General features: G+C 71.5%; 23 protein-coding genes and 1 riboswitch. Of the genes, 6 read left to right on the top strand and 17 right to left on the bottom strand.

The features are described from left to right. Window positions 1-125: 125 nt before the first annotated feature. On the top strand, window positions 126-2081 hold the full coding sequence (locus AB0436_RS02435; RefSeq protein ID WP_366466132.1) for a bifunctional glycosyltransferase 87/phosphatase PAP2 family protein: 1956 nt from the start codon (window positions 126-128) through the stop codon (window positions 2079-2081). Here AB0436_RS02435 and AB0436_RS02430 read toward each other — a convergent pair. The 8 genes from AB0436_RS02430 to AB0436_RS02395 all read right to left on the bottom strand — a co-directional run bounded on the left by AB0436_RS02430 (window position 2078) and on the right by AB0436_RS02395 (window position 10063). Beyond that, entirely contained in the window at window positions 2078-2926 is an 849-nt protein-coding gene (locus AB0436_RS02430; protein WP_366465769.1) for an ECF transporter S component, read from the bottom strand. The genes AB0436_RS02435 and AB0436_RS02430 overlap by 4 nt on opposite strands. Continuing rightward, window positions 2890-4503 carry an ATP-binding cassette domain-containing protein gene (locus AB0436_RS02425; RefSeq protein ID WP_366465768.1) on the bottom strand — a complete coding sequence of 538 codons (1614 nt, stop codon included), beginning with the start codon at window positions 4501-4503 and terminating at the stop codon, window positions 2890-2892. Before AB0436_RS02425 ends, AB0436_RS02430 begins: the two co-directional genes overlap by 37 nt. Then, complete coding sequence (locus AB0436_RS02420; RefSeq protein ID WP_366465767.1) at window positions 4504-5604, bottom strand: energy-coupling factor transporter transmembrane protein EcfT; 1101 nt, start codon at window positions 5602-5604, stop codon at window positions 4504-4506. Next, window positions 5601-6341, bottom strand: a complete 741-nt coding sequence (locus AB0436_RS02415; protein WP_366466131.1) for an SCO2322 family protein — start codon at window positions 6339-6341, stop codon at window positions 5601-5603. The genes AB0436_RS02420 and AB0436_RS02415 overlap by 4 nt, the downstream gene beginning before the upstream one ends. Continuing rightward, window positions 6338-7567, bottom strand: coding sequence for a prenyltransferase/squalene oxidase repeat-containing protein (locus AB0436_RS02410; protein WP_366465766.1), 1230 nt, complete (start codon window positions 7565-7567; stop codon window positions 6338-6340). Before AB0436_RS02410 ends, AB0436_RS02415 begins: the two co-directional genes overlap by 4 nt. 132 nt (window positions 7568-7699) lie before the next feature. After that, window positions 7700-7779, bottom strand: a riboswitch (cobalamin riboswitch). Between the two features lie 83 nt (window positions 7780-7862). After that, on the bottom strand, window positions 7863-9044 hold the full coding sequence (locus AB0436_RS02405; protein WP_366465765.1) for an SPFH domain-containing protein: 1182 nt from the start codon (window positions 9042-9044) through the stop codon (window positions 7863-7865). A gap of 10 nt (window positions 9045-9054) precedes the next feature. Further along, complete coding sequence (locus AB0436_RS02400) at window positions 9055-9315, bottom strand: hypothetical protein (protein WP_366465764.1); 261 nt, start codon at window positions 9313-9315, stop codon at window positions 9055-9057. 157 nt (window positions 9316-9472) lie between these two features. Further along, window positions 9473-10063, bottom strand: coding sequence for a TetR family transcriptional regulator (locus AB0436_RS02395; RefSeq protein WP_366465763.1), 591 nt, complete (start codon window positions 10061-10063; stop codon window positions 9473-9475). Window positions 10064-10302: 239 nt separating this feature from the next. Between AB0436_RS02395 and AB0436_RS02390 the strand changes: the two genes are divergently transcribed. From AB0436_RS02390 to AB0436_RS02380, 3 genes are read left to right on the top strand one after another with little or no spacing between them, the layout of a single operon-like run. Continuing rightward, the gene (locus tag AB0436_RS02390) at window positions 10303-11610 is read left to right on the top strand and encodes a glycosyltransferase family 4 protein (RefSeq protein WP_366465762.1); all 1308 of its coding nucleotides are present in this window, start codon (window positions 10303-10305) and stop codon (window positions 11608-11610) included. A 52-nt stretch (window positions 11611-11662) separates the two neighbouring features. Then, entirely contained in the window at window positions 11663-12394 is a 732-nt protein-coding gene (locus tag AB0436_RS02385; protein ID WP_366465761.1) for a class I SAM-dependent methyltransferase, read from the top strand. Continuing rightward, window positions 12391-13470, top strand: a complete 1080-nt coding sequence (locus AB0436_RS02380; protein ID WP_366465760.1) for a prenyltransferase — start codon at window positions 12391-12393, stop codon at window positions 13468-13470. Before AB0436_RS02385 ends, AB0436_RS02380 begins: the two co-directional genes overlap by 4 nt. 31 nt (window positions 13471-13501) lie before the next feature. Here the strand turns inward: AB0436_RS02380 and AB0436_RS02375 are convergent, their stop codons facing one another. Further along, window positions 13502-13792 carry a hypothetical protein gene (locus AB0436_RS02375; RefSeq protein ID WP_366465759.1) on the bottom strand — a complete coding sequence of 97 codons (291 nt, stop codon included), beginning with the start codon at window positions 13790-13792 and terminating at the stop codon, window positions 13502-13504. A gap of 74 nt (window positions 13793-13866) precedes the next feature. Here AB0436_RS02375 and AB0436_RS02370 point away from each other — a divergent pair, with 74 nt between their 5' ends. Continuing rightward, window positions 13867-14643: a maleylpyruvate isomerase N-terminal domain-containing protein gene (locus AB0436_RS02370; RefSeq protein ID WP_366465758.1), complete on the top strand. Its 777-nt coding sequence runs from the start codon at window positions 13867-13869 to the stop codon at window positions 14641-14643. A 173-nt stretch (window positions 14644-14816) separates the two neighbouring features. On the opposite strand, the gene AB0436_RS02365 is transcribed toward AB0436_RS02370, so the two are convergent. The 8 genes from AB0436_RS02365 to AB0436_RS02330 all read right to left on the bottom strand — a co-directional run bounded on the left by AB0436_RS02365 (window position 14817) and on the right by AB0436_RS02330 (window position 22856). Then, window positions 14817-15662 (bottom strand): hypothetical protein, encoded by an 846-nt coding sequence (locus AB0436_RS02365; protein ID WP_366465757.1) that lies wholly within the window; start codon window positions 15660-15662, stop codon window positions 14817-14819. Between the two features lie 111 nt (window positions 15663-15773). Next, window positions 15774-16691 carry an N-acetylmuramoyl-L-alanine amidase gene (locus AB0436_RS02360; RefSeq protein WP_366465756.1) on the bottom strand — a complete coding sequence of 306 codons (918 nt, stop codon included), beginning with the start codon at window positions 16689-16691 and terminating at the stop codon, window positions 15774-15776. 32 nt (window positions 16692-16723) lie between these two features. Next, window positions 16724-17365: a class I SAM-dependent methyltransferase gene (locus AB0436_RS02355; protein WP_366465755.1), complete on the bottom strand. Its 642-nt coding sequence runs from the start codon at window positions 17363-17365 to the stop codon at window positions 16724-16726. A 71-nt stretch (window positions 17366-17436) separates the two neighbouring features. After that, window positions 17437-19245, bottom strand: a complete 1809-nt coding sequence (locus AB0436_RS02350; RefSeq protein ID WP_366465754.1) for an MFS transporter — start codon at window positions 19243-19245, stop codon at window positions 17437-17439. Window positions 19246-19367: 122 nt separating this feature from the next. After that, window positions 19368-19973, bottom strand: coding sequence for a response regulator transcription factor (locus tag AB0436_RS02345; RefSeq protein ID WP_366465753.1), 606 nt, complete (start codon window positions 19971-19973; stop codon window positions 19368-19370). Continuing rightward, window positions 19970-21193, bottom strand: coding sequence for a sensor histidine kinase (locus AB0436_RS02340; RefSeq protein WP_366465752.1), 1224 nt, complete (start codon window positions 21191-21193; stop codon window positions 19970-19972). Before AB0436_RS02340 ends, AB0436_RS02345 begins: the two co-directional genes overlap by 4 nt. Window positions 21194-21204: 11 nt before the next feature. Beyond that, window positions 21205-21933: an ABC transporter permease gene (locus AB0436_RS02335; RefSeq protein ID WP_366465750.1), complete on the bottom strand. Its 729-nt coding sequence runs from the start codon at window positions 21931-21933 to the stop codon at window positions 21205-21207. After that, a complete protein-coding gene (locus AB0436_RS02330) occupies window positions 21933-22856 on the bottom strand; it encodes an ABC transporter ATP-binding protein (protein WP_366465748.1) in 924 nt (307 codons plus the stop codon). Before AB0436_RS02330 ends, AB0436_RS02335 begins: the two co-directional genes overlap by 1 nt. A gap of 187 nt (window positions 22857-23043) precedes the next feature. On the opposite strand from AB0436_RS02330, the gene AB0436_RS02325 reads away from it, so the two are divergent. Continuing rightward, on the top strand, window positions 23044-23898 hold the full coding sequence (locus tag AB0436_RS02325; protein WP_366465747.1) for a MaoC/PaaZ C-terminal domain-containing protein: 855 nt from the start codon (window positions 23044-23046) through the stop codon (window positions 23896-23898). Window positions 23899-23901 lie beyond the last annotated feature (3 nt).

Raw genomic sequence — 23901 nt, 5'->3', positions numbered from 1 at the left:
AGGTCGGCCTTTGAAACGGCCGGTGCTGAAGACGGGTGGAGGTCCGGCGGGGCGTGGCGAATGACGGGCACAGCGGAGCGCGGGATGCGGTCGGTGCGGGAGCGGGAATCGAGCGGACGCGTGCCGTGCTGTGGCTGGTCGTTGCCGCACTGGCCGTGCGACAGGTGGCAGCGCTGTTGCGGCTGCCGCCCAGCGAGCGCCTGACCGACCTGGAGACCTGGACCGGAGCGAACGGAGTCCTGCATCTCGGGGACCCGCTCTACGACACCGGCAAGTTCACCGGAACGCCGTTCGCCGGACTCGTGCTCAAACCGCTGACCCGTTCCGCCGAGGCGAGTTTCGGTGTCGCCTGGACCTTCGGCACGCTGCTGCTCGTGGTCGCGCTGGGCGTGGTGGCCTCCCGCGCGCTGCCCGGTCCGCGGTCCCGGCGTACGTCCCAGCTCGCCGCCCCCGTGGCGATCAGCCTGCTGATGCTGTCGCTGCCGGTCCGTAACGCGCTTCATCTCGGCCAGACCAGCATCATCCCGGTACTGCTCGTCCTACTCGGCTTCTTCGTCGCACGCGACGAACGCGGCGCCGGTCTGCTCGTCGGGATCGGGGCGGCGCTGCAACCGATGGTGCTGCTGTTCGTTCCCCTGCTCTGGCTCACCGGACGCAGACGCGCCGCGCTCTCCACCGTGGCGGCCTTCGCCGTGTGTACGGCGCTCGCCTGGGCGCTGATGGCGCGCGATTCCTGGACCTACTGGGTCCACCACCTGGCGGGCACCGGTCTCGGCTCGCACCCCGACGGACTGGCCAACCAGTCGCTGCACGGTGCGCTGCTGCGCCTCGGCCTGCACGGGCCGCCGGAGATCGCGGTCTTCCTGGCGCTCGCCGTCGCCGTCACGGTGCTCGGGCTTCGCCGCGCGGTGCGGTATGCCGAGGACGGGCAGCCGCTGCTCGCCGTCGCGTTGACCGGCTGCGTCGCGGTGGCCGTCTCGCCGACGGCCTGGCAGCACCAGCTGCTCTGGGTACTGCTCGCGGTCGTCGGCCGGGTGGGCAGGCGCGCGGCGGACCGGATGGTGTGGCCCGCGGTGGTCATCCTGGTGATGACGCTGCCCGGCGCGATGCTGCTGCCGAACATCGCGGCGGTGTACTCGCTGCGGGACAACGTGGTGCTGCTGACCGCGCTGGCCGCGGCCTGCGCGGTGCCGTTCCTCGAGCGCACGTCGCCGCACTGGGAGGCGGCGATCCCGACGGTGTACGCCGAGCCGGTTCCGGCGCGCTGGAGCGCCGTGCCGCTGGCGCCGTTCTGGCGCCGGATGACGACGCGCCCCAATCTGCTGCTGGAACTGCTGGCGATCCGGGTCGGCTACTCGGCGTACTCGCATATCCGCGCCCAGGCCAAGGCCGGCCGGAGCACCGCAGAAGCTCACGGCCACACGGTCGTCTCCATCGAGCGCGCCCTGCACATCGACATCGAGCACTGGGCCAACCACGCCGTGGTGAAGGTCCACTGGCTCGAGTCCTTCTTCGACTTCTACTACGAGACGTTCCACTTCATCGTGCCGCTGGCGATCCTCGCCGTGCTGTACGTGCGCAGGCCCACCGACTACCGCTGGGCCCGTACCTCGCTGTCCTTCGCCACTCTGCTCGGCCTGGTCGGTTTCTTCTTCTTCCCGCTGGCCCCGCCCCGGCTGATGCCGGGTCTCGGCTTCATCGACACCGTCCACGGTGTGCAGGACTTCGCCCATCCCGACTACGGCACGCTGACCGCGATGACCAATCAGTACGCGGCCATGCCCTCGCTGCACTTCGGCTGGGCGCTGTGGTGCGGCATCGTCGTCGCCGTACTGGTGCCGAAGTGGTGGATGAAGGCGATCGCGATGCTGCATCCGCTCTTCACGGTCAGCGCGATCATCACCACCGCCAACCACTGGGTGCTGGACGCGATGGGCGGGGCGACGGTCGTACTGCTCGGCTTCGGCCTCACCTATGCGCTGGCGGGGCAGCGCACGCTGCTCCCGCCGCAACAACGGTCCGACGATGCGGAACCGGACCGGGCCCCGGCCGTCCGGGAGCATGCGCCGAGCGACGCCTAGGTCACCCGCTGACGCTCGGCGGGGGCGAAGGTGACGGCCGTGTCGAAGGCCGCGCGGCGGGTCGCACGGCGGAGGGCTTTGAGGAGCGGGCCGCCGACGACGAGGGTCAGGACGACCGTGACGGTGGCCCGGCCCAGGTCCCAGCCGAATGAGGTCGCCGCGCAGTAGGCGAAGAACCGCGAGAGGTTGGCGCCCACCGGGTCCCCGGGGTGGAAGGAGATGCCGGTGGACAGGCCGCCGATGTAGGTCCAGCCCTGCAGGTTCATGACCGTGCCGTACGCGAAGGCCGCCACGCACCCGTATCCGGCGAGCATCAGCAGTTCCGCCCGCCCGCGCAGTGCGGCCGCCCCCGGCAGCAGGCCCGCGCACATGGTGAACCAGCCCATCGCCAGCATCTGGAACGGCATCCACGGCCCGACCCCGCCGGTCAGCAGCGCGGAGGCGAACATCGTGACCGAGCCGAGTACGAAACCGAACCCCGGCCCGAGCACCCGCCCGCTCAGCACCATCAGGAAGAACATCGGCTCGAGCCCCGCCGTCCCCGCACCGAGCGGGCGCAACGCGGCGCCCACCGCGGCCAGTACGCCGAGCATCGCCACCGCCTTGGCGTCCAGACCGGTGTCGGCGATCGTCGCCACCACCACCGCGACCAGCAGCGGGAGCAGCGCGGCGAACAGCCAGGGAGCGTCCTGGGAATGGGCGAGGCCGGAAGCGGAGTCGGCGAGCAGCGGCCAGCCGAAGGCGAAGACACCCATCACGGTGATCAGCACCAGCGCGACGACCGAGCGCGGGCCGAGTCGGACGGCCCTCACAGCGCTTCCCGTATCTGCGTCACCGTCAGCCACTTCTGCGGCGCAAGGATTTTGGACACCTGCGGGGCGAAGGCCGGTGACGAGACGACGACCTCGGGTGTCGGTCCGTCCGCGACGATCTCGCCGTCGGCCAGTACGACGACCCGGTGGGCCAGTTCGGCGGCCAGTTCGACGTCGTGCGTGGCGAGCACAATGGCGTGCCCGTCCCGGGCGAGCCCGCGCAGCACGCCGACCAGTCGGCTCTTCGCCGCGTAGTCCAGGCCGCGGGTCGGCTCGTCGAGGAGCAGCAGCGGGGGTCGTCCGGTCAGGACGATCGCCAGCGCCAGCGCGAGTCGCTGCCCCTCGGAGAGGTCCCGTGGATGCGTGGTGTCCAGGACACCGGGAAGCAGTTCACCGACCAGCGCCCGGCAGGACCCGGGCTCGGCCCCCGCGTCCGTGTCGGCCGTGGCGCACTCGGCGGCCACCGTGTCCGCGTACAGCAGATCGCGCGGCTCCTGCGGGACGAGGCCGACCCGGCGGATCATGTCGCGGGGCCCGGTCCGGTGGGGGACCTTCCCGCCGACCCGCACAGTGCCCGACGTCGGCTCGTGCATCCCGACCAGGGCGCCGAGCAGGCTGGACTTCCCCGCGCCGTTGCGGCCCATCAGGGCGACCGTCTCCCCGGGGCGGACCGACAGCGATATCTGCCGCAGCGCATCGATCCGCCCGCGCCGCAGCCCGAGCTTGGTGGCGACGGCGACCGGTGCGGCGTTGGGGACGGCATGCGCGTCGGCGTTCGGGGGAGGGGGCTCGGCGTCGGCCAACCGCTCGCGCAGCCCGGCGGCCCGGCGGCGCGCGTCCCGTACGGACAACGGCAGCGGGTCCCAGCCGGCCAGCCGTCCCAGCGCGACGACCGGCGGAAACACCGGGGAGAGCGCCATCACCTCGGCGGGCGCGCCCAGTACCGGGGCCTCGCCGGGGCCGGGCAGCAGGATGACCTGGTCCGCGTACTGCACGACCCGTTCCAGGCGGTGCTCGGCCATCAGCACGGTCGTGCCCAGGTCATGGACGAGCCGCTGCAGCACCGCGAGCACCTCCTCGGCGGCGGCGGGATCCAGCGCGGACGTCGGTTCGTCCAGGACCAGCACCCGGGGGTGCGGGGTCAGCACCGAACCGATGGCGACCCGCTGTTGCTGCCCCCCGGAGAGCGTGGCGATCGGCCGGTCGCGCAGCTCGGTGAGGCCCAGCAGGTCGAGGGTCTCCTCGACCCGGCGGCGCATCACCTCGGGCGCGATGCCGAGGGACTCCATGCCGTAGGCGAGTTCGTCCTCGACGGTGTCCGTGACGAAATGGGCGAGCGGGTCCTGGCCCACCGTTCCGACCAGATCGGCGAGTTCACGCGGTTTGTGGGTGCGGGTGTCGCGGCCGCCGACGGTGACCCGGCCGCTCAGCACACCGCCGGTGAAATGCGGCACAAGGCCGCTGACCGCACCGAGGAGGGTCGACTTCCCCGCCCCCGAAGGGCCGACGAGCAGCACCAACTCGCCCTCCGGGACGGTCAGGTCGACGCCCTGGACGGCGGGGTGCGGCGCATCGGTGTAGCGGACCGACAGCTGATCGAAGCGGATCATTTACGTCGTCTCCTTCGGTACGGGGGCCACGAAGGCGGGCAGCAGTCCGATCAGCACCGAAGCCGCGGGCCACAGCGGCAGGGCCGGCGCCACCAGCGGAACGACCCCAGGGTGCAGCGCACCGGAATCGTCAGCGCCCGCCCCGATCATCAGCGCGGCGACGGCGATCCCCGAGCCGGCGACCAGCCAGGCCCGTACCCCCCAGTGATCCGGTCGGTAGCGGGTGCGCACCGAGCGGCGGCCGCCGAGACGCAGCCCGGCGAGGGCGGCGAGCAGCCCCAGGACGAGCACCGGAAAACCGTACGAGGCACCCTCGGCGGCGAGCAGACCGTACGTCCCGGCACAGACGCCGAGCAGCCCGCCGAGGGTGAGCACGGTGGTGGTGTGCCGTACGGCGGTCGGCACCTGCGCCGTGCGGCCGTAACCCCGGGCGTCCATCGAGGCGGCCACGGCGACCGAACGTTCCAGCGCACCCTCCAGGACCGGCAGCCCGATCTGCAGAACCGCCCTGATCCCGCCGGTCGGCCGGCCGCGCAGCCGGCGGGCGGTGCGCAGCCGCACCACATCGGCCACCATGTTCGGGGCGAAGGTCATCGCGACGACCACCGCCACCCCGACCTCGTAGAGCGCGCCGGGCAGCGACTTGAGCAGCCGGGCCGGATTGGCCAGCGCGTTGGCGGCGCCCACGCAGATCAGCAGGGTGGCCAGTTTCGCCCCGTCGTAGAGTGCGAACACCAGTTGCTCGGCGGTGACCCGGCCGCCGATCCGAACGCCGCGCGCCCAGTGCGGCAGCGGCACATCGGGCAGCGTGAACAGCACATGCGAACCGGGAATCGGTGAGCCGAGCACGACGGAGAAGGCCAGCCGGATGCCGATCACCAGCAGCCCGAGGGTGACGAACGTGCGGTACGAACGGGCCCACGGGGCGTCGGTGCGCCGGGCCGCCACCACGTAACCGGCGACCCCGACCAGCAGACCGAGCAGCAACGGGTTGGTGGTGCGGGAGGCGGCGGTGGCGAGGCCGAGCGCCCACAGCCACCAGGCCCCAGCGTGCAGGGCGTTGCTACGGCCGGCCACCGGGGCGCGGAGCGACACCTTCATCCGCGGAGGCGCCGGCGGCGCGCCTGCCACACCCCGGCGCCGGCCAGCGCGATCACCGCGGCCAGCCCGCCGATGAGGCCGGCCGAAGGGCCGCCGTCCGCGTCGGACGTGCCGTCCGGGCGGGAGGTTCCGGAGGCTTCCGTCCCGTTGTTGCTGTTGCCGCTGTCGGTCCGGTCGGCGCCGGTCGCCGACACCTGCTCGCCGCAGCCGGTCCGCGGATATCCGGCGATCGAGCAGAGCAGTGCCGCGCTGTTGTAGCGCAGTGGTTTCGCCACGGCGGCGAGCGCCTCCGCGCTGGTGGCGTCGGGGGAGACCTGCGCGCACGCGGTGCGTTCCGCCGGGGGCTTCGCCCCGCCGGAGGCGTCCGCGAGCGTACCGAAGTCGATCACCAGGGCGACCCGTTTGGCGCCGTCGACGGCGGGTGTCCCCGCGCAGATGGTGTCGAAGTCCGCGGCGCCGCGCGGCTTGCTCGCGTCCTGCGAGTCGGCGCTGACCGCGAACCGGAAACCCTGCACGTCGCCGTCGGCCGGCCGCGCCGATGAGGGGCCCTGGGTGGCGAACTGCCACGTTCCGTCCGTACGGTCCCAGAACGACCAGTAGCGGTATCCGGCCGCCTGGGCGGGCCCGGCGACGAGCACCGCGAGCACCGCGAGCGCCGCGGCCGGCGCGACGGCCGATACGACGGCCGGTATGAGACGCCGGGCGACAGCCGGTGCGGTCCTGCGCGTACGCATCAGCGCTGCCGCTTCCTGCCGCGCAACATGCTCATCAGGAATCCCACGCCGATCCCGGCCACCAGACCGATGGCGACGATCCACCAGATGTTGATGCTGCTGCCCGACTTGTCCTGCTTCTGCACGCTGCTGCCGTGCAGTGAGGCCGGGGCAGGACCGGTCGCGTTGAGCCCCTTGACCAGGTCGGTGGTGCCGAAGGCGCGCGGGTCGGCCTTGTTGGCGTGCGCCGCGAAGATCAGCTGGGCGTACGCGGCCGGCCCGCCGTCCTTCGCCCAGGATGCGGCATTCTGCTCCAGCCAGGCGAGCGGCTGCCTGGCCTGCGCGGCCAGGCCGTCGGCGCCCAGCGCGGTCACCGCGTCGGCGGTGTTGCCGAAGTCCGGCTGGTCCTCGGCGCCGGGCATTTCCGCCTTCAGATACGACTTCCCGGCTGTCGCCCCCGCCAGGTAGGTGGCGCCGTTGTGCGCGGCCTGCGCGGGCATCGACGCGTTGTTGCAGCCGGTGCCTCCGGCGTCCCGGTCGCCGGGATCCGGCGCCAGCCCCGCGCCGAGCGCACCGAGCACGGCGGCCCCGGTCGCGTCGGCGTTCGGGTACAGCTTCTTGGACTTCTTGTCGGGCTGGTAGGCGAAGGCCCCCGCGCCCGGTCCGGTGTCGCACGGGATGGAGAGCGACACCAGCACCTTTTTCGCGTCGCCGGTCGGGTCACCCGCGGCGGCGAGCGCGCCGATCACCACGGAGGTGGAGTTGGCGTCGCTGGCGCCGCCCGGGTTGTAGCTCCAGCCGCCGTCCTTGTTGGCCACCGACTTCAGCCAGTCGGCGCCCTTCCGGACGGCGGTGTCGTGCCCGCCGAGCGCGTCCAGTGCCTGCACGGCAGCGGCGGTCGCGTTCGTGTCGAGCAGCGTCCTGTCGTCGCACGGCTTGGCCGGGTCGGCGCGGAAGGAGGCGAAACCGCCGTTGGCGCACTGCTGCGCGGTGAGCCAGCCGACGGCCTTCGCGGCGGGCTGGACGTCGACCGTGTGCTGGGCGAGCAGCGCCAGCGACTGCCGCCACACCCCGTCGAACTTCGGGTCCTTCTTCCCGTAGAGCCCCGACGGGATCACCACGGAGGGCGAAGCGGACGGTGCGGCGGACCCCGCGGGAGACGCGTCATCGGCCTGCGCCATCGGAGCAGCGGCCCCGCAGAGTACGGCGGAAGCGACGAGCACGGTTGCTGCGCTGCGGCGAAGGGTCATGGCGGGCGGCGGCCTCTCCTGCGGGGAAGCCGGGCACGGGCGCACACGGGCACCGGGGCTCCGGCTCCGCTTACCTCGACGGTGCCGGTCACCGGAGGTTCCGGTGACACGAGCCGGTCACGTCCGCGGCCAGGGCATTCCGGCTCACCGCCGAAGCGTCGGCGGATGACGGTTGCGGGTAGTCAGCGCCGGATTTCCACCGGCTTCCCCCTGCGCGGGTGTGATGACGACGCAGTCACTCTACCGGCCGGTGGGCGACCGCCCCGACGGCGGTCGCCCACCACCCGTACCGCTGCTACTTGACGTCGATCGGCCCGTTGTCACCCTCGGCGGCGGCTCGGTGCGTACCGAGGTAGCGCTGGATCTCGGCCCCGCGCCCACCCTGCTGTCCTTCCGTGTCGCCGCCCAGGTTCTTGCGTACCGAGTCGAGGATCGTCAGGCCCTGCCCGACCAGGCCGGCCGCGATCTCGCCGAGGCCGTCGGCGCCGTTCAGCACGTTGACGTTGGCGCCGGCCAGACCGCTCGCGGCCTCCTTGACGATCTGCGGCAGCTGGTCGATCAGCATCCGGTCGAGTGCCACCCGGTCGTACGACGCGGCGGCCGCGGCCTGGATCTTCATCCGCTCGGCCTCCGCCACCGCCAGCACCCTGATGCGCTCCGCGTCCGCCTCCGCGGGCTTCACGATCTCCGCGACCAGCTGCTGCTGCCGCAGCTGGGCGGCCCGCTCCGCCAGTTCGGTCTGGGCGGCGAGCACCTCCTGCTGCGCGTGCGCCTGCGCCAGCGGCCCGGCCTGCGCGGCCTGGGCCTGTGCCCGGTCCACCTCGGCGGAGTACTGCGCCTGTACGACGGCGGTCTGCCGCGCGTACTCGGCCTGGTTGCGGGTGGCCTCCTGCTGCGCCTCGACGGACGCCTGGGTGGCCTGCGCCTGGGCGATCTGGGCCTGTCGCTGGATGGCCGCCGTGTGCGGGGCGGACATCGCGGCGATGTATCCGGTCTCGCCGTCGTCGATCGACTGGATCTGGAGCGAGTCCACGATCAGGCCGATCTTCGCCATCTCGGTCTTCGAGGTCTCCAGGACCTCGGTGGCCAGCTTCTGGCGCTCGGTGACGATCTCCTCGACGGTCATCGAGCCGATGATCGAACGCAGGTGACCGGCGAAGATCCGGCCGGTCAGCACCGACATCTGGTCCTGGTCGGAGAGGAACCGCTGGCCGGCGTTGACGATGCTCTCGGTGTCGTTGCCGACCTTGAACGCGATCACGGCCTTCACGGTCAGCACGATGCCCTGACGGGTCACACAGGTCTCGGCGACCTCCGCCTCGCACATCGCGAGCGTGAGGAAGCGGGTCTTGCGGAGGATCGGCAGTACGAACTTTCCGTGGCCGGTCACCACCCTGAACGGTGCGCCCCCCAACCCGCGCCTGCCACCCGAGATCAGCATCGCCTCGTCTGGCGCGGGAACGCGGTAACCGAACATTTTGTTCTCCTTAGTCTGCGTCGCCGGGGTCGAGGGTCAGCGCATCGAGCGGATCCACAGGATCGGTCCACTTGACGACGTCGACCTGGCGAGCACCGCGTGAGTCGATCACGAGAACGGTCACCCCGTACGGAATGGGCTCATCGGACCAGGCGAGAAAGGCCTCCCAGCCACCTCTCACCTGAACCAGGGCCTCACCGGGGCCCGCGGTTCCGCGCGTGGCCAGGACCAGCTTCCCCGTGCAGCCGATCACAGCCTCGTCCGGCGCCATCGGCGGCCGCTCCCCTCGTGATTGCGGTACTGGACCCAGACCTTAACGTTACTGCGACCTGCGGACTATCCTCCCCCGGTGCCGACTTCAGCGGCCGTGGCCGAGCGGCCTGTTGGGTCACCGCGGCGCCCGGTCCCCGCCGGCGGTCCGGGGTCGGTCACCCGGTCAGGTCGATCAGCCGGCAGACCGTCTCGATATCGGTCCTCACCTGGGCGATCGACGACCGCCCGGACGCCCAGGTGATCAGCGCCGAGTGCCAGGTGTGCTCGATGACGCGGACCGCCGAGAGCTGCTCGGGGGTCGGATCCGCCAGGCCCGTCGCGTCGAGAATGATCGCCGTGGTGAGCCGGGAGACGGCGTCCACCTCACGGCTCACGCTCCGGTCGGCGAACGTCAGTGCCCGCACCATCGCGTCCGCCAGCTGCGGCTCGCGCTGCAGGGCCCGGAAGGCACCCATCAGGGTCGACGCCACCCGCTCGGCGGGCGTGTCACCCGCGGGGGGTCTTTCGCGGAGGGTTGTGTGCAGGTGCTGCAGCTGGTCCTGCATGGTCGCGACCAGCAGATGGATCTTGGAGGGAAAGTAGCGATAGAGGGTACCGAGTGCGACGGACGAGGATTCGGCGACTTCCCGCATCTGCACCGCATCGAAGCCGCCCCGGCGGGCCAGCTGGGCGCCTGCGTGCAGGATCCGGCCGCGTCGGGCCTGCTGGCGCTCCGTCAGGGGCGGCGGCCCGGCTTCCACTGCCATGTATGTCCCCTCCACTCCCCTCGTGGCGCGAATCACCTGATCCGGCTGTTACGGCGGTGCTACTTGCCGGTAGATTCGAAGCTCATTGAACGATGGTCATTCAACGGTGCCCGTTGAACGATCAAGTCTGGCGGTGTTCTCCCGGGGCGCACCCTCCGGCCCCGGGACTGCGAGAACTTGTTCTAGATTAGCGTGAGCGGCTACGCTCCGCCGGGACTGCAGTGAGAAGGGGGCCGAGTGTGACCGCTGAGGCCATAGAAGCGGGCCCCCTTGCCGGCGGCCCGAGCGCCGGAGCGGACGGCCCGCTGCGCATCGCGTTCCTCACCTACAAGGGCAACCCCTTCTGCGGAGGCCAGGGCGTCTATGCCCGGCATCTCTCGCGGGAGCTGGCCCGGCTCGGGCACAGCGTCGAAGTGATCGGCGCTCAGCCCTTCCCGGTGCTCGACGAGGGCGTACCGCTCACCGAGCTCTCGAGCCTGGACCTCTATCGCAGCCCCGACCCCTTCCGTACCCCGCGGCGCGACGAGTACCGCGACTGGATCGACGCCGTGGAGGTCGCCACCATGTGGACCGGCGGCTTCCCCGAACCGCTGACCTTCTCGCTGCGGGCCGGGCGCCACCTCAGGTCCAGGCGCGGCCAGTTCGACGTCATCCACGACAACCAGACGCTGGGATACGGACTGCTCGGCGACCTCGGTGCTCCCCTCGTCACCACCATCCACCACCCCATCACCGTCGACCGCAGGCTCGAGCTCGCGGCCGCCGCCGACTGGCGGCGGAAGGCCTCCGTCCGGCGCTGGTACGGCTTCACCCGGATGCAGAAGCGGGTCGCCCGCAGACTTCCCTCGGTGCTGACCGTCTCCGGCTCGTCGCAGCAGGAGATCGTCGAGGACCTCGGGGTGCGCAGGGACCGTATCCACGTGGTGCACATCGGCGCCGACACCGACCTGTGGTCGCCCGACCCGTCGGTGCCGGAGGTCACCGGACGGATCGTGACGACGTCCAGCGCCGATGTGCCGCTGAAGGGCCTGGTCCACCTGATCGAGGCCCTCGCGAAGATCCGCACCGAGAACCCGGCGGCCCATCTGGTCGTCGTCGGCAAGCGGGCCGAGGACGGCCCGGTCGCGCAGGCCATCGAACGGTACGGACTCGACGACGCCGTCCGCTTCGTGAAGGGCGTCAGCGACCAGGAACTCGTCGACCTGGTGCGCGGTGCGCAGATCGCCTGTGTCCCCTCGCTGTACGAGGGGTTCTCGCTGCCCGCGGCCGAGGCGATGGCCACCGGCACCCCGCTGGTCGCGACCACCGGCGGCGCGATCCCCGAGGTCACCGGCGCCGACGGCGAGACCTGCCTGGCGGTGCCCCCCGGAGACGCGGGCGCACTGGCCGTGGCGCTGTCCCGGCTGCTCGCCGACCCCGTGCTCCGTACCCGGCTGGGCGCGGCGGGCCGGGAGCGTGTTCTCGCCCGCTTCACCTGGAAGCAGGCCGCCATCGACACCGCAGAGCGCTACCGCCAGGCGATCGCGGCCCGGCGCCCGAGCGCCTGACCGGCCCCGTCACCACCCCGCCCCACCCACCCCGCGAAGAAGGCAGACCCCCGTGCTCACCGTGGACTTCTCCCGCTTCCCGCTCGCTCCGGGCGACCGTGTCCTGGACCTCGGCTGCGGCGCAGGCCGGCACGCTTTCGAGTGTTACCGGCGCGGCGCGCAGGTCGTTGCGCTCGACCAGAACGGTGCGGAGATCCGCGAGGTCGCCAAGTGGTTCGCCGCCATGAAGGAGGAGGGCGAAGCCCCCGCGGGCGCCACCGCCACCGCCATGGAGGGCGATGCACTCAATCTGCCGTTCCCCGACAACTCCTTCGACGTGGTGATCATCTCCGAGGTGATGGAGCACATCCCCGACGACAAGGGTGTGCTCGCGGAGATGGTGCGGGTGCTGAAGCCCGGCGGCCGGATCGCGATCACCGTGCCCCGGTACGGCCCGGAGAAGGTCTGCTGGGCGCTGTCCGACGCCTACCACGAGGTGGAGGGCGGACACATCCGGATCTACAAGGCTGACGAACTGCTCGGCAAGATCCGCGAGGCGGGCCTGCAGCCCTACGGCTCCCACCACGCGCACGCGCTGCACTCCCCGTACTGGTGGCTCAAGTGCGCCTTCGGCGTGGACAACGACAAGGCGCTGCCGGTGCGCGCCTACCACAAGCTGCTGGTCTGGGACATCATGAAGAAGCCACTGGCCACCCGGATCGCCGAGCGGGCGCTGAACCCGGTCGTCGGCAAGAGCTTCGTGGCGTACGCGACCAAGCCGCACACCCCCGGGATCGGCGCGTGACCTCACCGGGCCGTACCGAACACCTGGTCCTGCCCGGAGTGCTCACCGCGGACCAGGCCGATCTGACGGTCGCCGGAATCCTCGCCGTCCAGCGGGCGGACGGCGCGATCCCGTGGTTCCGTGGGCACCACCTCGACCCGTGGGACCACATCGAGGCGGCCATGGCGCTGGACGCGGGGGGCCGGCACCGGGCGGCCGAACGGGCCTACGACTGGCTCGCCGCCCATCAGAACGACGACGGATCCTGGTATGCCGCCTACCAGGACGGCGACGCCGCACAGGTCACCGACCGCGGCCGGGAGAGCAACTTCTGCGCCTACGTCGCGGTGGGCGTCTGGCACCACTATCTGGCCACCGGCGACGACGGATTCGCCGACCGGATGTGGCCCGTGGTGCACGCCGCGATCGAGTTCGTCCTGCAACTGCAGCAGCCCGGCGGCGAGATCGGCTGGAAGCGGGAGCCCGCCGAGGAGGGCGGCGCCATCGTCACCGACGCACTGCTGACCGGCTCGTCCTCGATCCACCAGGCGCTGCGCTGCGCGCTGGCCCTCGCCGAGGCGCGCGAAGAGCCGCAGCCCGACTGGGAGTTGGCGACGGGCGCCCTGGGGCATGCGATCCGCAGCCACCCCGAGCGCTTTCTGGACAAGAGCCGCTACTCGATGGACTGGTACTACCCGATCCTCGGCGGAGCGATCACCGGGTCCGCGGCCGCCGCACGGATCGAAGCGGACTGGGACCGTTTCGTGGTGCCGGACCTCGGCGTGCGCTGCGTCCTGCCCAACAACTGGGTCACCGGGGGCGAGAGTTGCGAACTGGCCCTGGCGCTCTGGGTGATGGGGGAGTCGGACCGCGCGCTGGAGATCCTCCAGGCCATCCAGCACCTGCGCGCCGACGACGGCATGTACTGGACCGGTTACGTGTTCGACGACCGGGCCCGGTGGCCGGAGGAGCGCACCAGCTGGACGGCCGGCTCACTGCTGCTCGCGGTGGCCGCGCTCGGCGGGCACGAGGCGACCACCGCGGTGTTCAGCGGCGAACGGCTGCCGGCCGGACTGGAACCGGACTGCTGCCGCTGAGGCGTTCGGCGTGCCGGGCGCGCGCAGCCTGTCAGAAGCGGCGCACCCGGCCCGCCAGCGCATGTCCGATGAAGAGATAGACGACCGCCGCCAGACCGTAGCCGGCCACCACCCGCGCCCAGGCCTCGTCGAAGGTGAACAGGTCACGCGACCAGCCGGCCAGCCAGTCGGCCGCGTGGTGGATGAACGTCACCAGGTCGTTGGCCCGGTTCGCGTCCAGCAGATACATCAGAATCCACAGGCCCAGAATGAAGGCCACGACATCGGCGACCACGACGATGACGTTCGCCGCCGGCTTGCTTCCGTTCGAATACCGAGACATGTTCGAGCGTGTTGCCGCTTGTGACCGTGTGAAACCCGTTGGGCGGCTTTGCCGGCTCGACCTATCGTGCTGCCATGACCTGGGAACATGATCGCTACTGTGACGAACTGGTCCGGCAGACCGGCCTCTTGCGGGCCGCGCTGGCGGGCGCCGACCTGTCGGTGAAGGTGCCGACCTGCCCGGAGTGGACCCTGGGCGATCTGGCCCGCCACGTCGGCGGCGCACATCGCTGGGCCGAAACGATCGTCCGGACGCAGGCCACCGAAGAGGTGCCGGACGACCAGGTGCCCGACGCCGCCGGCCCGTCCGACACCGCGCCCGGTGCGCTGGACGCCTGGTTGGCCGAAGGCGCGTCGATGCTGGCGGAGACGCTGCGGGCGGCGGGCCCCGAGGCCGAGGTGTGGACGTGGGCCTGGGACCGGCGCGCCGGGTTCTGGGCCCGGCGGATGGTGCATGAGACGGTCATCCACCGGGCGGACGCCGCGTTGGCGGCCCGGGCGCCCTTCACGGTGGACGACGAGGTCGCCGCCGACGCCATCGAGGAGTGGCTGCAGATCGTCGCCTACGAGGCGGCCTCGGGCGACCCGGATGCGGCGGAACTGCGCGGCGCCGGGCGCTCGATCCGGCTCCGCGCCACGGATGTCCCCCGGGCGCAGTGGCTGATCGAGTTCCGGGAGGACGGGTTCGGGTGGCGGCGCGGCGCGGGGGAGGGGACGGTGGAGCTCCGTGGGCCGTTGGCCGATGTGCTGCTGGCGTTCTACCGGCGGATGCCGCTGGGTGCGGGGCGGGTCGATGTGGTGGGGGACGCGGGGCTGCTGGACTTCTGGCTGAAGCGGGCGTCGTTCGGGTAGGGGGCCGCCTGCGGCGGGCCTTCCGCGGCTCCGCCCCGGAAGGCCCGCTCCTCGAACTCCCCCGGCTACCGCTGGGAGGGGCCTCCAGGAGGGGCTGGTTTTCGCCCGCCGGCGTCGGCCGAAAGCAAGCCCGTCCGGCGCTCGAGGACACACGGGGCGCGGAGCCCGCCCCGTCAGCCGCGCTGAATGCCGGTGATGTCCTGCAGCACACCGCGCCGGCCGTCCTGCGTCTGCGCGATCAGACCATGGCCCCGCTCCTCGACGGCCAGGTACCACGTGCCGGGGGCCAGTTCGGCGATGGGGGCCGGCGAACCGTCCTCCCCGTACAGCGGCCTGGCGACCGGAACCGCGAACCAGAACGGGGCGAAGTCCCCCGCGGGGGCGCCGGCCGCGGGCTGCGGCTGGGCCTGCTGGGGCTGGGCTGCGGCGGGCTGCTGGGCCTGCTGCGGCCGGCCGCCGAACGACTGCGGCTGCGGCTGCGCACCGTAGGGCTGCTGGCCCTGGGCGCCGCCCGGGTAGCCGTAGCCCGCGGCCGGCTGGCCGCCCTGCGCGCCGTACGGCGAAGGCGCGACCGCCGGCTTCGGCGCGCTCATCAGCGGCGCCTTGAGCGCGGGCAGGATCGGGCCGGCGACAGCGCCGACGGCGAGCACCAGAGCGGCGATGAAGCCGAGGATGAGACCGGCGCCACGGCTTCCGGCGTCGATCAGGGTCCAAAAGCCCGTCCACGCCGCGAAGATGGCGAACGCGACGCCGAAGTGCTCCATGTCGAGCCCGGCGATCCTGCGCGGCTGCGGCATCGAGCGGGCCACGATGATCAGGACAGCCCCGATGACGCCGCCGAGGAACATGCTCATCAGCGTGCCGAGCACATCCCACGCGGAGGAGTCGTCGAGGCTGGAGCAGTAGCCACCGCTGCACTGGCGGCCGTAGGAAGTGAGGTCGAGGAACGAGGCGATGAACAGCACCACCGCTGCTCCGATCACCACGCCGTCGCCTCGAGTGAGAGAGCGGATGTTCACTTGACAGTCCTTGTCGGTCGGCTCGTCTGGGCAGCGTGGAGCTCGGGGGCGGCTCCTTCGTAGGGATGAATCTATCGCCTGCGGCGGCAGGTCATGTGTCGGGTCTCGCAACTACCCGTGGAGAAAACCGGTGATGCCGTCCGCGATACCCTGCGCGGCCTTCTGGCGCCAGCTGCCGCTCGTGAGTTGAGCGGCATCCGCAGGATCGCGCATATTGCCGCATTCGATGAACACTTTGGGCACGGTCGAGAGATTCAGTCCGCCGAGATCGCCCCGGGTGTCCAACCCGGTACCGCCGCCGATGTAGTTGGAAGGTGCGCTTCCGGTGTCCCGTCGGAAGGTCCCGGCGATACGGGTGCCCAGGTCACGGGAGGGAGCAACGATCTTCGTGGTGTCCGCGGCGCCCGACTTCACCCGCGCCGGCAGAATCACATGGAAGCCCCGATTGCCGGCCGCCGAGCCGTCCGCGTGCACCGAAATGGCCGCGTCGGCATGCGCTTTGTTCCCGATGGCGGCACGTTCCGTCACGCACGGGCCGTACGGGCGGTTGTTGTCCTGGGTCAATTTGACCGTTGCGCCCTCTTTTTCGAGAAGGGCGCGCAGCCGGTGCGACACATCAAGAGTGAACCGGGCCTCGGCATAACCGGCGTTGGTCGATGTGCCGGTGGTGTCGCATTCCTTGGAGTTGGTGCCGATATCGACCTTGCGATTGATTTCGCTGGGATAGCGGTAATTCGTCGGATTGTGGCCGGGATCGATCACCACGACCTTGCCGGCCAGGGGACCGGCGCCCGCAGGCTTGTCGTCCTGGCCGGTCGAGTGCGAGGGCCCCGGTGCCCGCGAAGCCCCGCGCGCGTGATCACCCGGCTTCCCGCTCGCCGCCGCCGGGTCCTCGGATCCCGCCGTCGCGCTGCGGACGAACCACCCGGCCAGGCAGATCGCCACCAGCGCGGCGACCGTGGTCACCAGGGTGGAGCGGCGGAAGCGGCGAGCGGACCGGGGCTGGTTGTCGTCATCGTCGTACGGCACGGCGCGAGCCTATCCCCGCCGCTCCCGCCGCCTCAGATCCCCGCCCCGGTACGCCGCAGGACCCGCAGCGAGCCGGTCGCCGAGACCTCGGTGAACGCACCGGATTCCAGCGCCCGGAGGTAGACGCGGTACGGGGCCCGGCCGCCGTCAGCGGGGTCCGGGAACACGTCGTGGATGAGCAGCAGGCCGCCCTCGGCCAGGTGCGGGGCCCAGCCCTCGTAGTCGCCGTTGGCGTGTTCGTCGGTGTGACCGCCGTCGATGAAGACCAGCCCGAGGGGCCCGCCCCAGGCCCGCGCCACCTGCGGAGAGCGGCCGACGACGGCGATCACGTGGTCTTCGAGCCCGGCCCTGTGCAGGGTGCGGCGGAAGGTGGGGAGCGTGTCCATCAGACCGACCTCCGGATCCACCACCTCCGGGTCGTGGTACTCCCAGCCCGGCTGCTGCTCCTCGCTGCCCCGGTGGTGGTCGACGGTGATCGCGGTCACCGCGGCTTCCCGGGCGGCGTCCGCGATGAGCAGGGTGGAGCGGCCGCAGTAGGTGCCGACCTCGAGCAGCGGGAGGCCGAGGGCGGCGGCGTCGGCCGCCGCGTCGTAGAGGGCGAGACCCTCGTCCACGGGCATGAAGCCCTTGGCGGCCTGGAATGCGGCCAGTGTGTTCGGCTTGGGGGCGGCCATGAGGGTCCTGTCGTTCTCGGGGCAGAGCAGCGGGCCGACCCATGGTAGAGGTCGGCCCGCCGGACGCCTCGCTAGCGCGGCACGCTCTGCGTGACTGCGGCCGGCCGCAGGTCCACCGTCACCAGTTCGTCCACGGTCATGTACGAGACCGGGGTGACCAGTGGCGGCCGGCCCGCGGCCGTGACGGCCAGGATGTACGTTCCCGCCGCCCGCACGCCCAGCGCGTACGTGCCGTCGTCGGCGGCGACCGTGATGCCTGCCTGGCGGCCGCGGCGGTCGATCAGCGTGACCGTGGCGCGGGGCACCGGGAAGCCGTCCGCGTCGAGGACCTTGCCGCGGAATCCGGTGAAGCCCGCGACCGTGTTGGTGGTCGTCCCGGTGGCGTCCTGGCCGGTCGGCTCGCTGGTGGCGACCGGCTTCGAGAGCGCCGCCGCGGCCGCGGCCGTCCGCTTGCGCGAGGGCAGGAAGACCGCCAGCGCCAGACCGATCAGCACGGCGCCGGTCGCGATCACGAACGACGTACGGAAGCCGCTCATGGTCGGCACGGACACCGGGCCCAGCGCGGTCGACGAGTGCGCCAGCACCATGCCGATCACCGCACTGGACACCGAGGTGCCGATGGAACGCATCAGGGTGTTCAGGCCGTTGGCCGCGCCGGTCTCGGACGCGTCCACCGCGCCGATGATCAGCGCGGGGAGCGAGGAGTAGGCGAGGCCGATACCGGCGCCGACGACGACCGAGACGATGATGGTCTGCCAGGGCGCGCTCATCAGGCCGAGCCCCGCGCCGTAACCGATGGCGATGATCAGCATGCCGATCATCAGGGAGACCTTGGGACCGTACTTCGCGGCGATCCTGGCGTAGAGCGGCGCGGTGAACATCATGGTGAGGCCGAGCGGAGCCACGCAGAGGCCCGCCGTCACCATCGACTGGCCCAGACCGTATCCGGTCGACTTCGGCAGCTGGAGCAGCTGCGGCAGGACCAGGGAGATGGCGTAGAAGGCGACACCGACCATGATCGAGGCCAGGTTGGTGAGCAGAACCTCACGGCGAGCGGTGGTACGCAGGTCCACCAGCGGGGCGGCGACGCGCAGTTCCATCACACCCCACAGCAGCAGGATGGCGAGCGCACCGGCGAAGAATCCGAGCGTGCTGCCCGATCCCCAGCCCCAGTCCGACCCCTTGGTGATCGGGAGCAGCAGGCAGACCAGACCGGCCGACAGCCCGATCGCGCCGAGGTGGTCGAAGGAACCCCGGGCGCGCACCGAGGACTCCGGCACGAAGATCACCGTGAGCACCATCGAGACGACGCCGAGTCCGGCGGCCCCGAAGAACAGGATGTGCCAGTCGGCATGCTGGGCCACCAGCGCCGCGGCCGGCAGGGCGAGCCCGCCGCCCACGCCGATGGAAGAGCTCATCAGCGCCATGGCCGAGCCGAGCTTCTCGCGGGGCAGCTCGTCGCGCATGATGCCGATGCCGAGCGGGATCGCCCCCATGGCGACGCCCTGCAGCGAACGGCCGACGATCATGATCAGCAGGTTGTCGGTGAAGCCGCAGATCAGCGAGCCGACGACCATCACGGCCAGGCTGGCGAGCAGCATCCGCCGCTTGCCGTAGAGGTCACCGAGCCGGCCCATGATGGGAGTGGCGACCGCGCCCGCGAGGAGGGTGGCCGTCACGACCCAGGTGGCGTTGGACGCGGAGGTGTCGAGCAGCGCCGGCAGGTCCTTGATGACCGGGACGAGCAGGGTCTGCATGACCGCGACGACGATGCCTGCGAAGGCGAGGACGGGAACGACCCCGCCCCCGCCGCGGGTGCGCTTTTCCTCTGCGTTGATCTCTGGGGTGATCTCGGGCAGACGTGGAGCGGCCTGTGCCATGCGTGGAGCCTCCGGAGGCGTAAGTGGATGCAGTATGAAACCGTCCGACCACGCTCGGATATTCCGATAAACGCTGGGTAAGAGCGGGTGATCTGCGTCACCTGTCCCGGCCGCGTCGGCCGCTACAGCCACCCCTGTCGGCGGGCGGACCGGACCGCTTCCATCCGGTTGCGGGTCCCCGTCTTGCCGATCGCCGAGGACAGGTAGTTGCGGACCGTCGACTCCGACAGGTGCAGCTTCCCCGCTATGTCGGCGACCGTCGCGCCGTCCACGGAGGCGTTCAGCACATCGCACTCGCGGGCGGTCAGCGGACTGGGGCCCGCGCTCAGCGCGGCCGCGGCGAGCGCCGGATCGATGACCGTCTCCCCGGCCAGCACCCGGCGGATCGCTGCGGCGAGTTCCTCCACCGGGCCGTCCTTGACCAGGAAGCCGGCCGCCCCCGCCTCCATCGCCCGGCGCAGATAGCCCGGCCTGCCGAAGGTGGTGAGGATCAGCACCCGGCAGCCGGGGACCGCCGTGCGCAGATCGGCGGCGGCGTCCAGCCCGCTGCGACCGGGCAGTTCGATGTCCAGCAGTGCCACGTCGGGCGACGCTTCGCGGGCCGCGTCCACGATCCTGTCACCGGTGGCCACCTGGGCGACCACTTCGATGTCCTCCTCCAGCCCGAGAAGCATGGCGAGTGCGCCGCGCATCATTCCCTGGTCTTCGGCGAGGAGGACTCGGATCATTCGCTGGGCTCCAACTCTTCTGATGTGTCCGGCGCTCGGTCCGCGCACCCCGGCCGTCCGGGCACCGGCAGTTCGCTCACCGGCAGTTCGGCCACCAGCCGGAAGCCGCTCCGCTGACCGGGACCGGCGTCCAGCGAGCCGCCCGCCGCCGCGAGGCGCTCGGTGAGGCCCTTCAGTCCGCTGCCGGGTGGTGCTGAGCCTACGCCGCGCCCGTCGTCCTTGATCACCAGCCGTACCCGTTCGCCGGTGCCGCCGTCCACGGTGATCTCACAACGCGTCGCCCCGCTGTGCCGGATCGCGTTGGTGACCGCTTCCCTGACGACCCAGCCGAGCAGCGCGGCGCTCTCCGGTTCCAGCGGCGGCCCCGACTGCCGTACGACGGGTTCGATGCCCGCCGCGGTGAGCGCGGAGCGGGCCCGGTCCAGTTCGTCGGCGAGACTGGCGTCGCGGTAACCGGTGACCGCCTCCCGGATCTCGGTGAGGGCCTGCCGGCCGACCGTCTCGATGTCGGCGACCTGAGCCAGCGCGGCCTCCATGTCGCGGGGAGCGATCCGGCGGGCCGCCTCCGACTTCACCACGATCACCGAGAGCGTGTGGCCGAGCAGGTCGTGCAGATCACGGGAGAACCGCAGCCGCTCCTTCTCCACCGCGGTCCGGGCCAGTTCCTGCCGGGTGGCACGCAGTTCCATCACGGTCTCGGAGAGCGTCATGATCGCGGCCGTCACGGCTCCGGAGATGAACGTGCCGTAGCCGAGGGTCCAGGGGTCCCAGGGGCTGTGCCCCTCCTGCCCCGAGATGTAGCCGGCCGAGCCGCCGAGGACGACCAGCGCCACGCTGAGCCGTCTGTCGCGCAGCGTGGTGCCGACGGCCAGCGAGAGCAGCGGGAAGAAGAGCAGCCAGTTCTTGCCGTATCCGATGGCGAGCGCGTAGGTGACCGCGGCCAGGATGCCGAGCAGCGCAAGCGTCGTCCGGCTCGCCCCCTTCTCCTTGAAGGCGCGGAAAGTCACCGAGACGTAGAGCGAGTTGAAGGTGAGCAGCCCCAGACCGCCGACCCAGGGGTTCGGGGTCTCGCCCTTGATCAGATTCGAGAAGCTGCCGAGGCCGAGCAGCAGCCACGGCAGCAGGGCGAACGCGTTCGGCGGGCCGGGCCGCCCGTGCTCCCGCTGATGCTTCAGCCGCTGCGCGCGCCGCCGCCTCAGTTCGGCCAGCTTGTTCGACATCGCTACTCCTGTCACACGGTCCTCGCGGACCGACGGTACGAGATCACCGCGTACGAACCGAACGCCAGCAGCCAGACCACGAGAACCGCGACGGTGGTGAGCCCCGGCGCGCTGCCCGCGGCGGTGGACCAGCCCAGGTCGGCGAAGCGGTTGGTCGGCGTGTAGCGGGCGACGGACCGCAGCCAGCCGGGGAAGGCATCGACGGGGAACCAGAGGCCGCCCACGATGGCGAGCCCCATCAGCGAGGCCACGTTCACCACACCGGTGGTCTGCGCGGTCAGCCGGTAACCGTTGCCGATGCCGAGCAGCGTGAAGGGCAGCGCGCCGGCCCACAGCAGCAGTGTGAGCGCCGCCCACTGCCAGAGGTCCAGCCGTACGCCGTTGATCAGCGCGCCGGCCGCCAGCACCGCCAGGATGCCGGGGAGCACCGTCACCGAACCGGCGATCGCCCGCCCCAGCACCACCTTCGAGGGTGCCAGCGGGGTGACCCGCAACTGGCGCAGCCAGCCGATGGCCTTGTCCGACGCCACTCCGGTGCCGACCCCCAGCGCCGCGCCCAGCGCGCCGTACGCGGCCATGCCGACCATCGAGGTGATCTTCCAGGCGTCCGAGTCGGCGTCGCCGGTGGCGCCGATGTTGGTGAACAGCAGATACATCATCACCGGCATCCCGATGCCGAAGATGACGAACCCGGCGTCACGCAGCGTGCGCCGCACTTCGAGCGTGATGTACTCCAGCATCAGACAGCCGCCTTCTCGGAAATGGACGCGTGCGAGGTGAGGGACAGGAAGGCGTCCTCGAGGGTCGCCGGGGCGACGGCGAGGCCGCGGATCGCGTTGAGTTCCGCCAGGGCGATCACCGTGGCGTCCGAGTCGTCGGTCCGCAGCGACGCCCGGTCGCCGCGGATCTCCACCGAGCTGACGCCCGGCAGCAGCGAAAGCCCTTCGGTGCTGCGGCCCGCCAGATCGAAGGAGACCAGGCTGCCGCCCCCCGAGCGCTTGATCAGCTCGGAGCTGCCGTCGGCGACGATCCGGCCCCGGTCGATGACCACGATGCGGTCCGCGTTGTCGTCGGCCTCCTCCAGATAGTGAGTGGAGAAGAGCACGGTGTTGCCGCGCCGCGCGTAGGCCCGCATCGAGTCCCAGAAAGCCCGCCTGGCCTCCACATCGAGCGCCGCCGTCGGCTCGTCCAGAACGATCAACTCCGGGTTCCCGGCGAGCGCGACGGCGAAGCGGACCCGCTGCGCCTGGCCGCCGGACAACTTGTCGACCCGGCGCGCACCGTGCTCGCCGAGCCCCGCCATATCCAGCGCCTCGTCCACCGGCAGCGGGTCCGGGTAGGTACTCGCCACGAAGGCGACCAGTTCGCGCACCGTCACCCGGGGGATCGGCCGGCCCTCCTGCAGCATCGCGCCGACCAGCCCGGCCCGTACGGCCTCTTCCGGATCGCGACCGAACAGCCGCACCTCTCCGGCGTCCGGTGCGTCGAGCCCCAGCAGCAGACTGATGGTGGTGGACTTGCCGGCCCCGTTGCGCCCCAGGAGCGCCACCGTCTCGCCGCGGTTGATCTCCAGGTCGGCGCCGTCCACGGCCCGGATCGTGCCGAAGGTCTTGACCGCCCCGGCGAAGCTGACCGCGAGGCCGGTGTCTGATGTCTGCGTCATACCCAGCACGCTACGGAGCGCGCACCGACCGTGGGCAGATGCGCATGTACGGACTCGGCCGGGACAAATGTCACGGGCGTACGGTGTACACCCTGCTTATCCCGGTGCCCCTGCCATCCCGCCCGGACGGTCGCGCCGAGCCCCGTTCGCTGTCGAGCCCGTTCACCGTCGAGGAGTACGCCACCACATGCCCATGGACGCCGCCCGGGCCGTCGCCGCCGAGCCCCGTTCCCGCGAGATCACCTGGGACCACAAGGACATCCAGCTCTACCATCTCGGCATCGGCGCCGGCCTGCCCGCCACCGACCCCGGCGAACTGCGCTACACCCTCGAATCCCGGCTGCAGGTCGTGCCCAGCTTCGCGACCGTCGCCGGTGGCGAAATGGCCCTGGCCACCGGCCTCTCCGCACCCGGCATCGAGGTCGACCTGGCCGCGGTGCTGCACGGAGGCCAGACCATCACCCTGCACCGGCCCATCCCCGTCAGGGGATCGGCGGTCTCCACCTCCCGGGTCCTGGCCGTGTACGACAAGGGCAGCGCGGCGGTCATCGTGCAGCGCTCCGAGGTGGCCGACCACTCGGGCCCGCTGTGGACCAGCGACTCCCAGATCTTCGTACGCGGCGAAGGCGGCTTCGGGGGTGAACGCGGCCCGTCGGTGCGGTCCGCGCTTCCCGACCGGGAGCCCGACCGCACCGAACTACGCCCGATCCGCCCCGACCAGGCGCTGCTCTACCGCCTCTCCGGCGACTGGAACCCGCTGCACGCCGACCCGGAGTTCGCCGAGCGCGCCGGTTTCGACCGGCCGATCCTGCACGGGCTCTGCTCGTACGGCATCACCCTCAAGGCGGTCGTCGACACGTTCCTTCGCGGCGAAGTCGCCCGGGTCGACGCGTACCGCACCCGCTTCGCCGGCGTGGTCTTTCCCGGCGAGACGCTCCGACTGCGGATGTGGCAGTCGCCCGGCCGGGTCGAGGTGGCGGTCTCGGCCGTCGAGCGGGACGATGCGCCGGTCCTCGCCGACACCGTCGTCGAACACCACTGAGCC

This window comes from Streptomyces sp. NPDC051322 (assembly GCF_040689485.1).
Classification (GTDB): Bacteria; Actinomycetota; Actinomycetes; order Streptomycetales; family Streptomycetaceae; genus Streptomyces.
This window is presented reverse-complemented; position numbering and strand designations above follow the sequence as displayed.

Bases quoted from the DNA above. Each gene is read 5' to 3' on its own strand.
- AB0436_RS02405 (WP_366465765.1), bottom strand. From the start codon at position 9,044: ATGTTCGGTTACCGCGTTCCCGCGCCAGACGAGGCGATGCTGATCTCG.
- AB0436_RS02395 (WP_366465763.1), bottom strand. From the start codon at position 10,063: ATGGCAGTGGAAGCCGGGCCGCCGCCCCTGACGGAGCGCCAGCAGGCC.
- AB0436_RS02375 (WP_366465759.1), bottom strand. From the start codon at position 13,792: ATGTCTCGGTATTCGAACGGAAGCAAGCCGGCGGCGAACGTCATCGTC.
- AB0436_RS02425 (WP_366465768.1), bottom strand. From the start codon at position 4,503: ATGATCCGCTTCGATCAGCTGTCGGTCCGCTACACCGATGCGCCGCAC.
- AB0436_RS02400 (WP_366465764.1), bottom strand. From the start codon at position 9,315: ATGGCGCCGGACGAGGCTGTGATCGGCTGCACGGGGAAGCTGGTCCTG.
- AB0436_RS02325 (WP_366465747.1), top strand. From the start codon at position 23,044: ATGCCCATGGACGCCGCCCGGGCCGTCGCCGCCGAGCCCCGTTCCCGC.
- AB0436_RS02340 (WP_366465752.1), bottom strand. From the start codon at position 21,193: ATGTCGAACAAGCTGGCCGAACTGAGGCGGCGGCGCGCGCAGCGGCTG.
- AB0436_RS02370 (WP_366465758.1), top strand. From the start codon at position 13,867: ATGACCTGGGAACATGATCGCTACTGTGACGAACTGGTCCGGCAGACC.
- AB0436_RS02330 (WP_366465748.1), bottom strand. From the start codon at position 22,856: ATGACGCAGACATCAGACACCGGCCTCGCGGTCAGCTTCGCCGGGGCG.
- AB0436_RS02410 (WP_366465766.1), bottom strand. From the start codon at position 7,567: ATGACCCTTCGCCGCAGCGCAGCAACCGTGCTCGTCGCTTCCGCCGTA.
- AB0436_RS02355 (WP_366465755.1), bottom strand. From the start codon at position 17,365: ATGGCCGCCCCCAAGCCGAACACACTGGCCGCATTCCAGGCCGCCAAG.
- AB0436_RS02345 (WP_366465753.1), bottom strand. From the start codon at position 19,973: ATGATCCGAGTCCTCCTCGCCGAAGACCAGGGAATGATGCGCGGCGCA.
- AB0436_RS02350 (WP_366465754.1), bottom strand. From the start codon at position 19,245: ATGGCACAGGCCGCTCCACGTCTGCCCGAGATCACCCCAGAGATCAAC.
- AB0436_RS02420 (WP_366465767.1), bottom strand. From the start codon at position 5,604: ATGAAGGTGTCGCTCCGCGCCCCGGTGGCCGGCCGTAGCAACGCCCTG.
- AB0436_RS02335 (WP_366465750.1), bottom strand. From the start codon at position 21,933: ATGCTGGAGTACATCACGCTCGAAGTGCGGCGCACGCTGCGTGACGCC.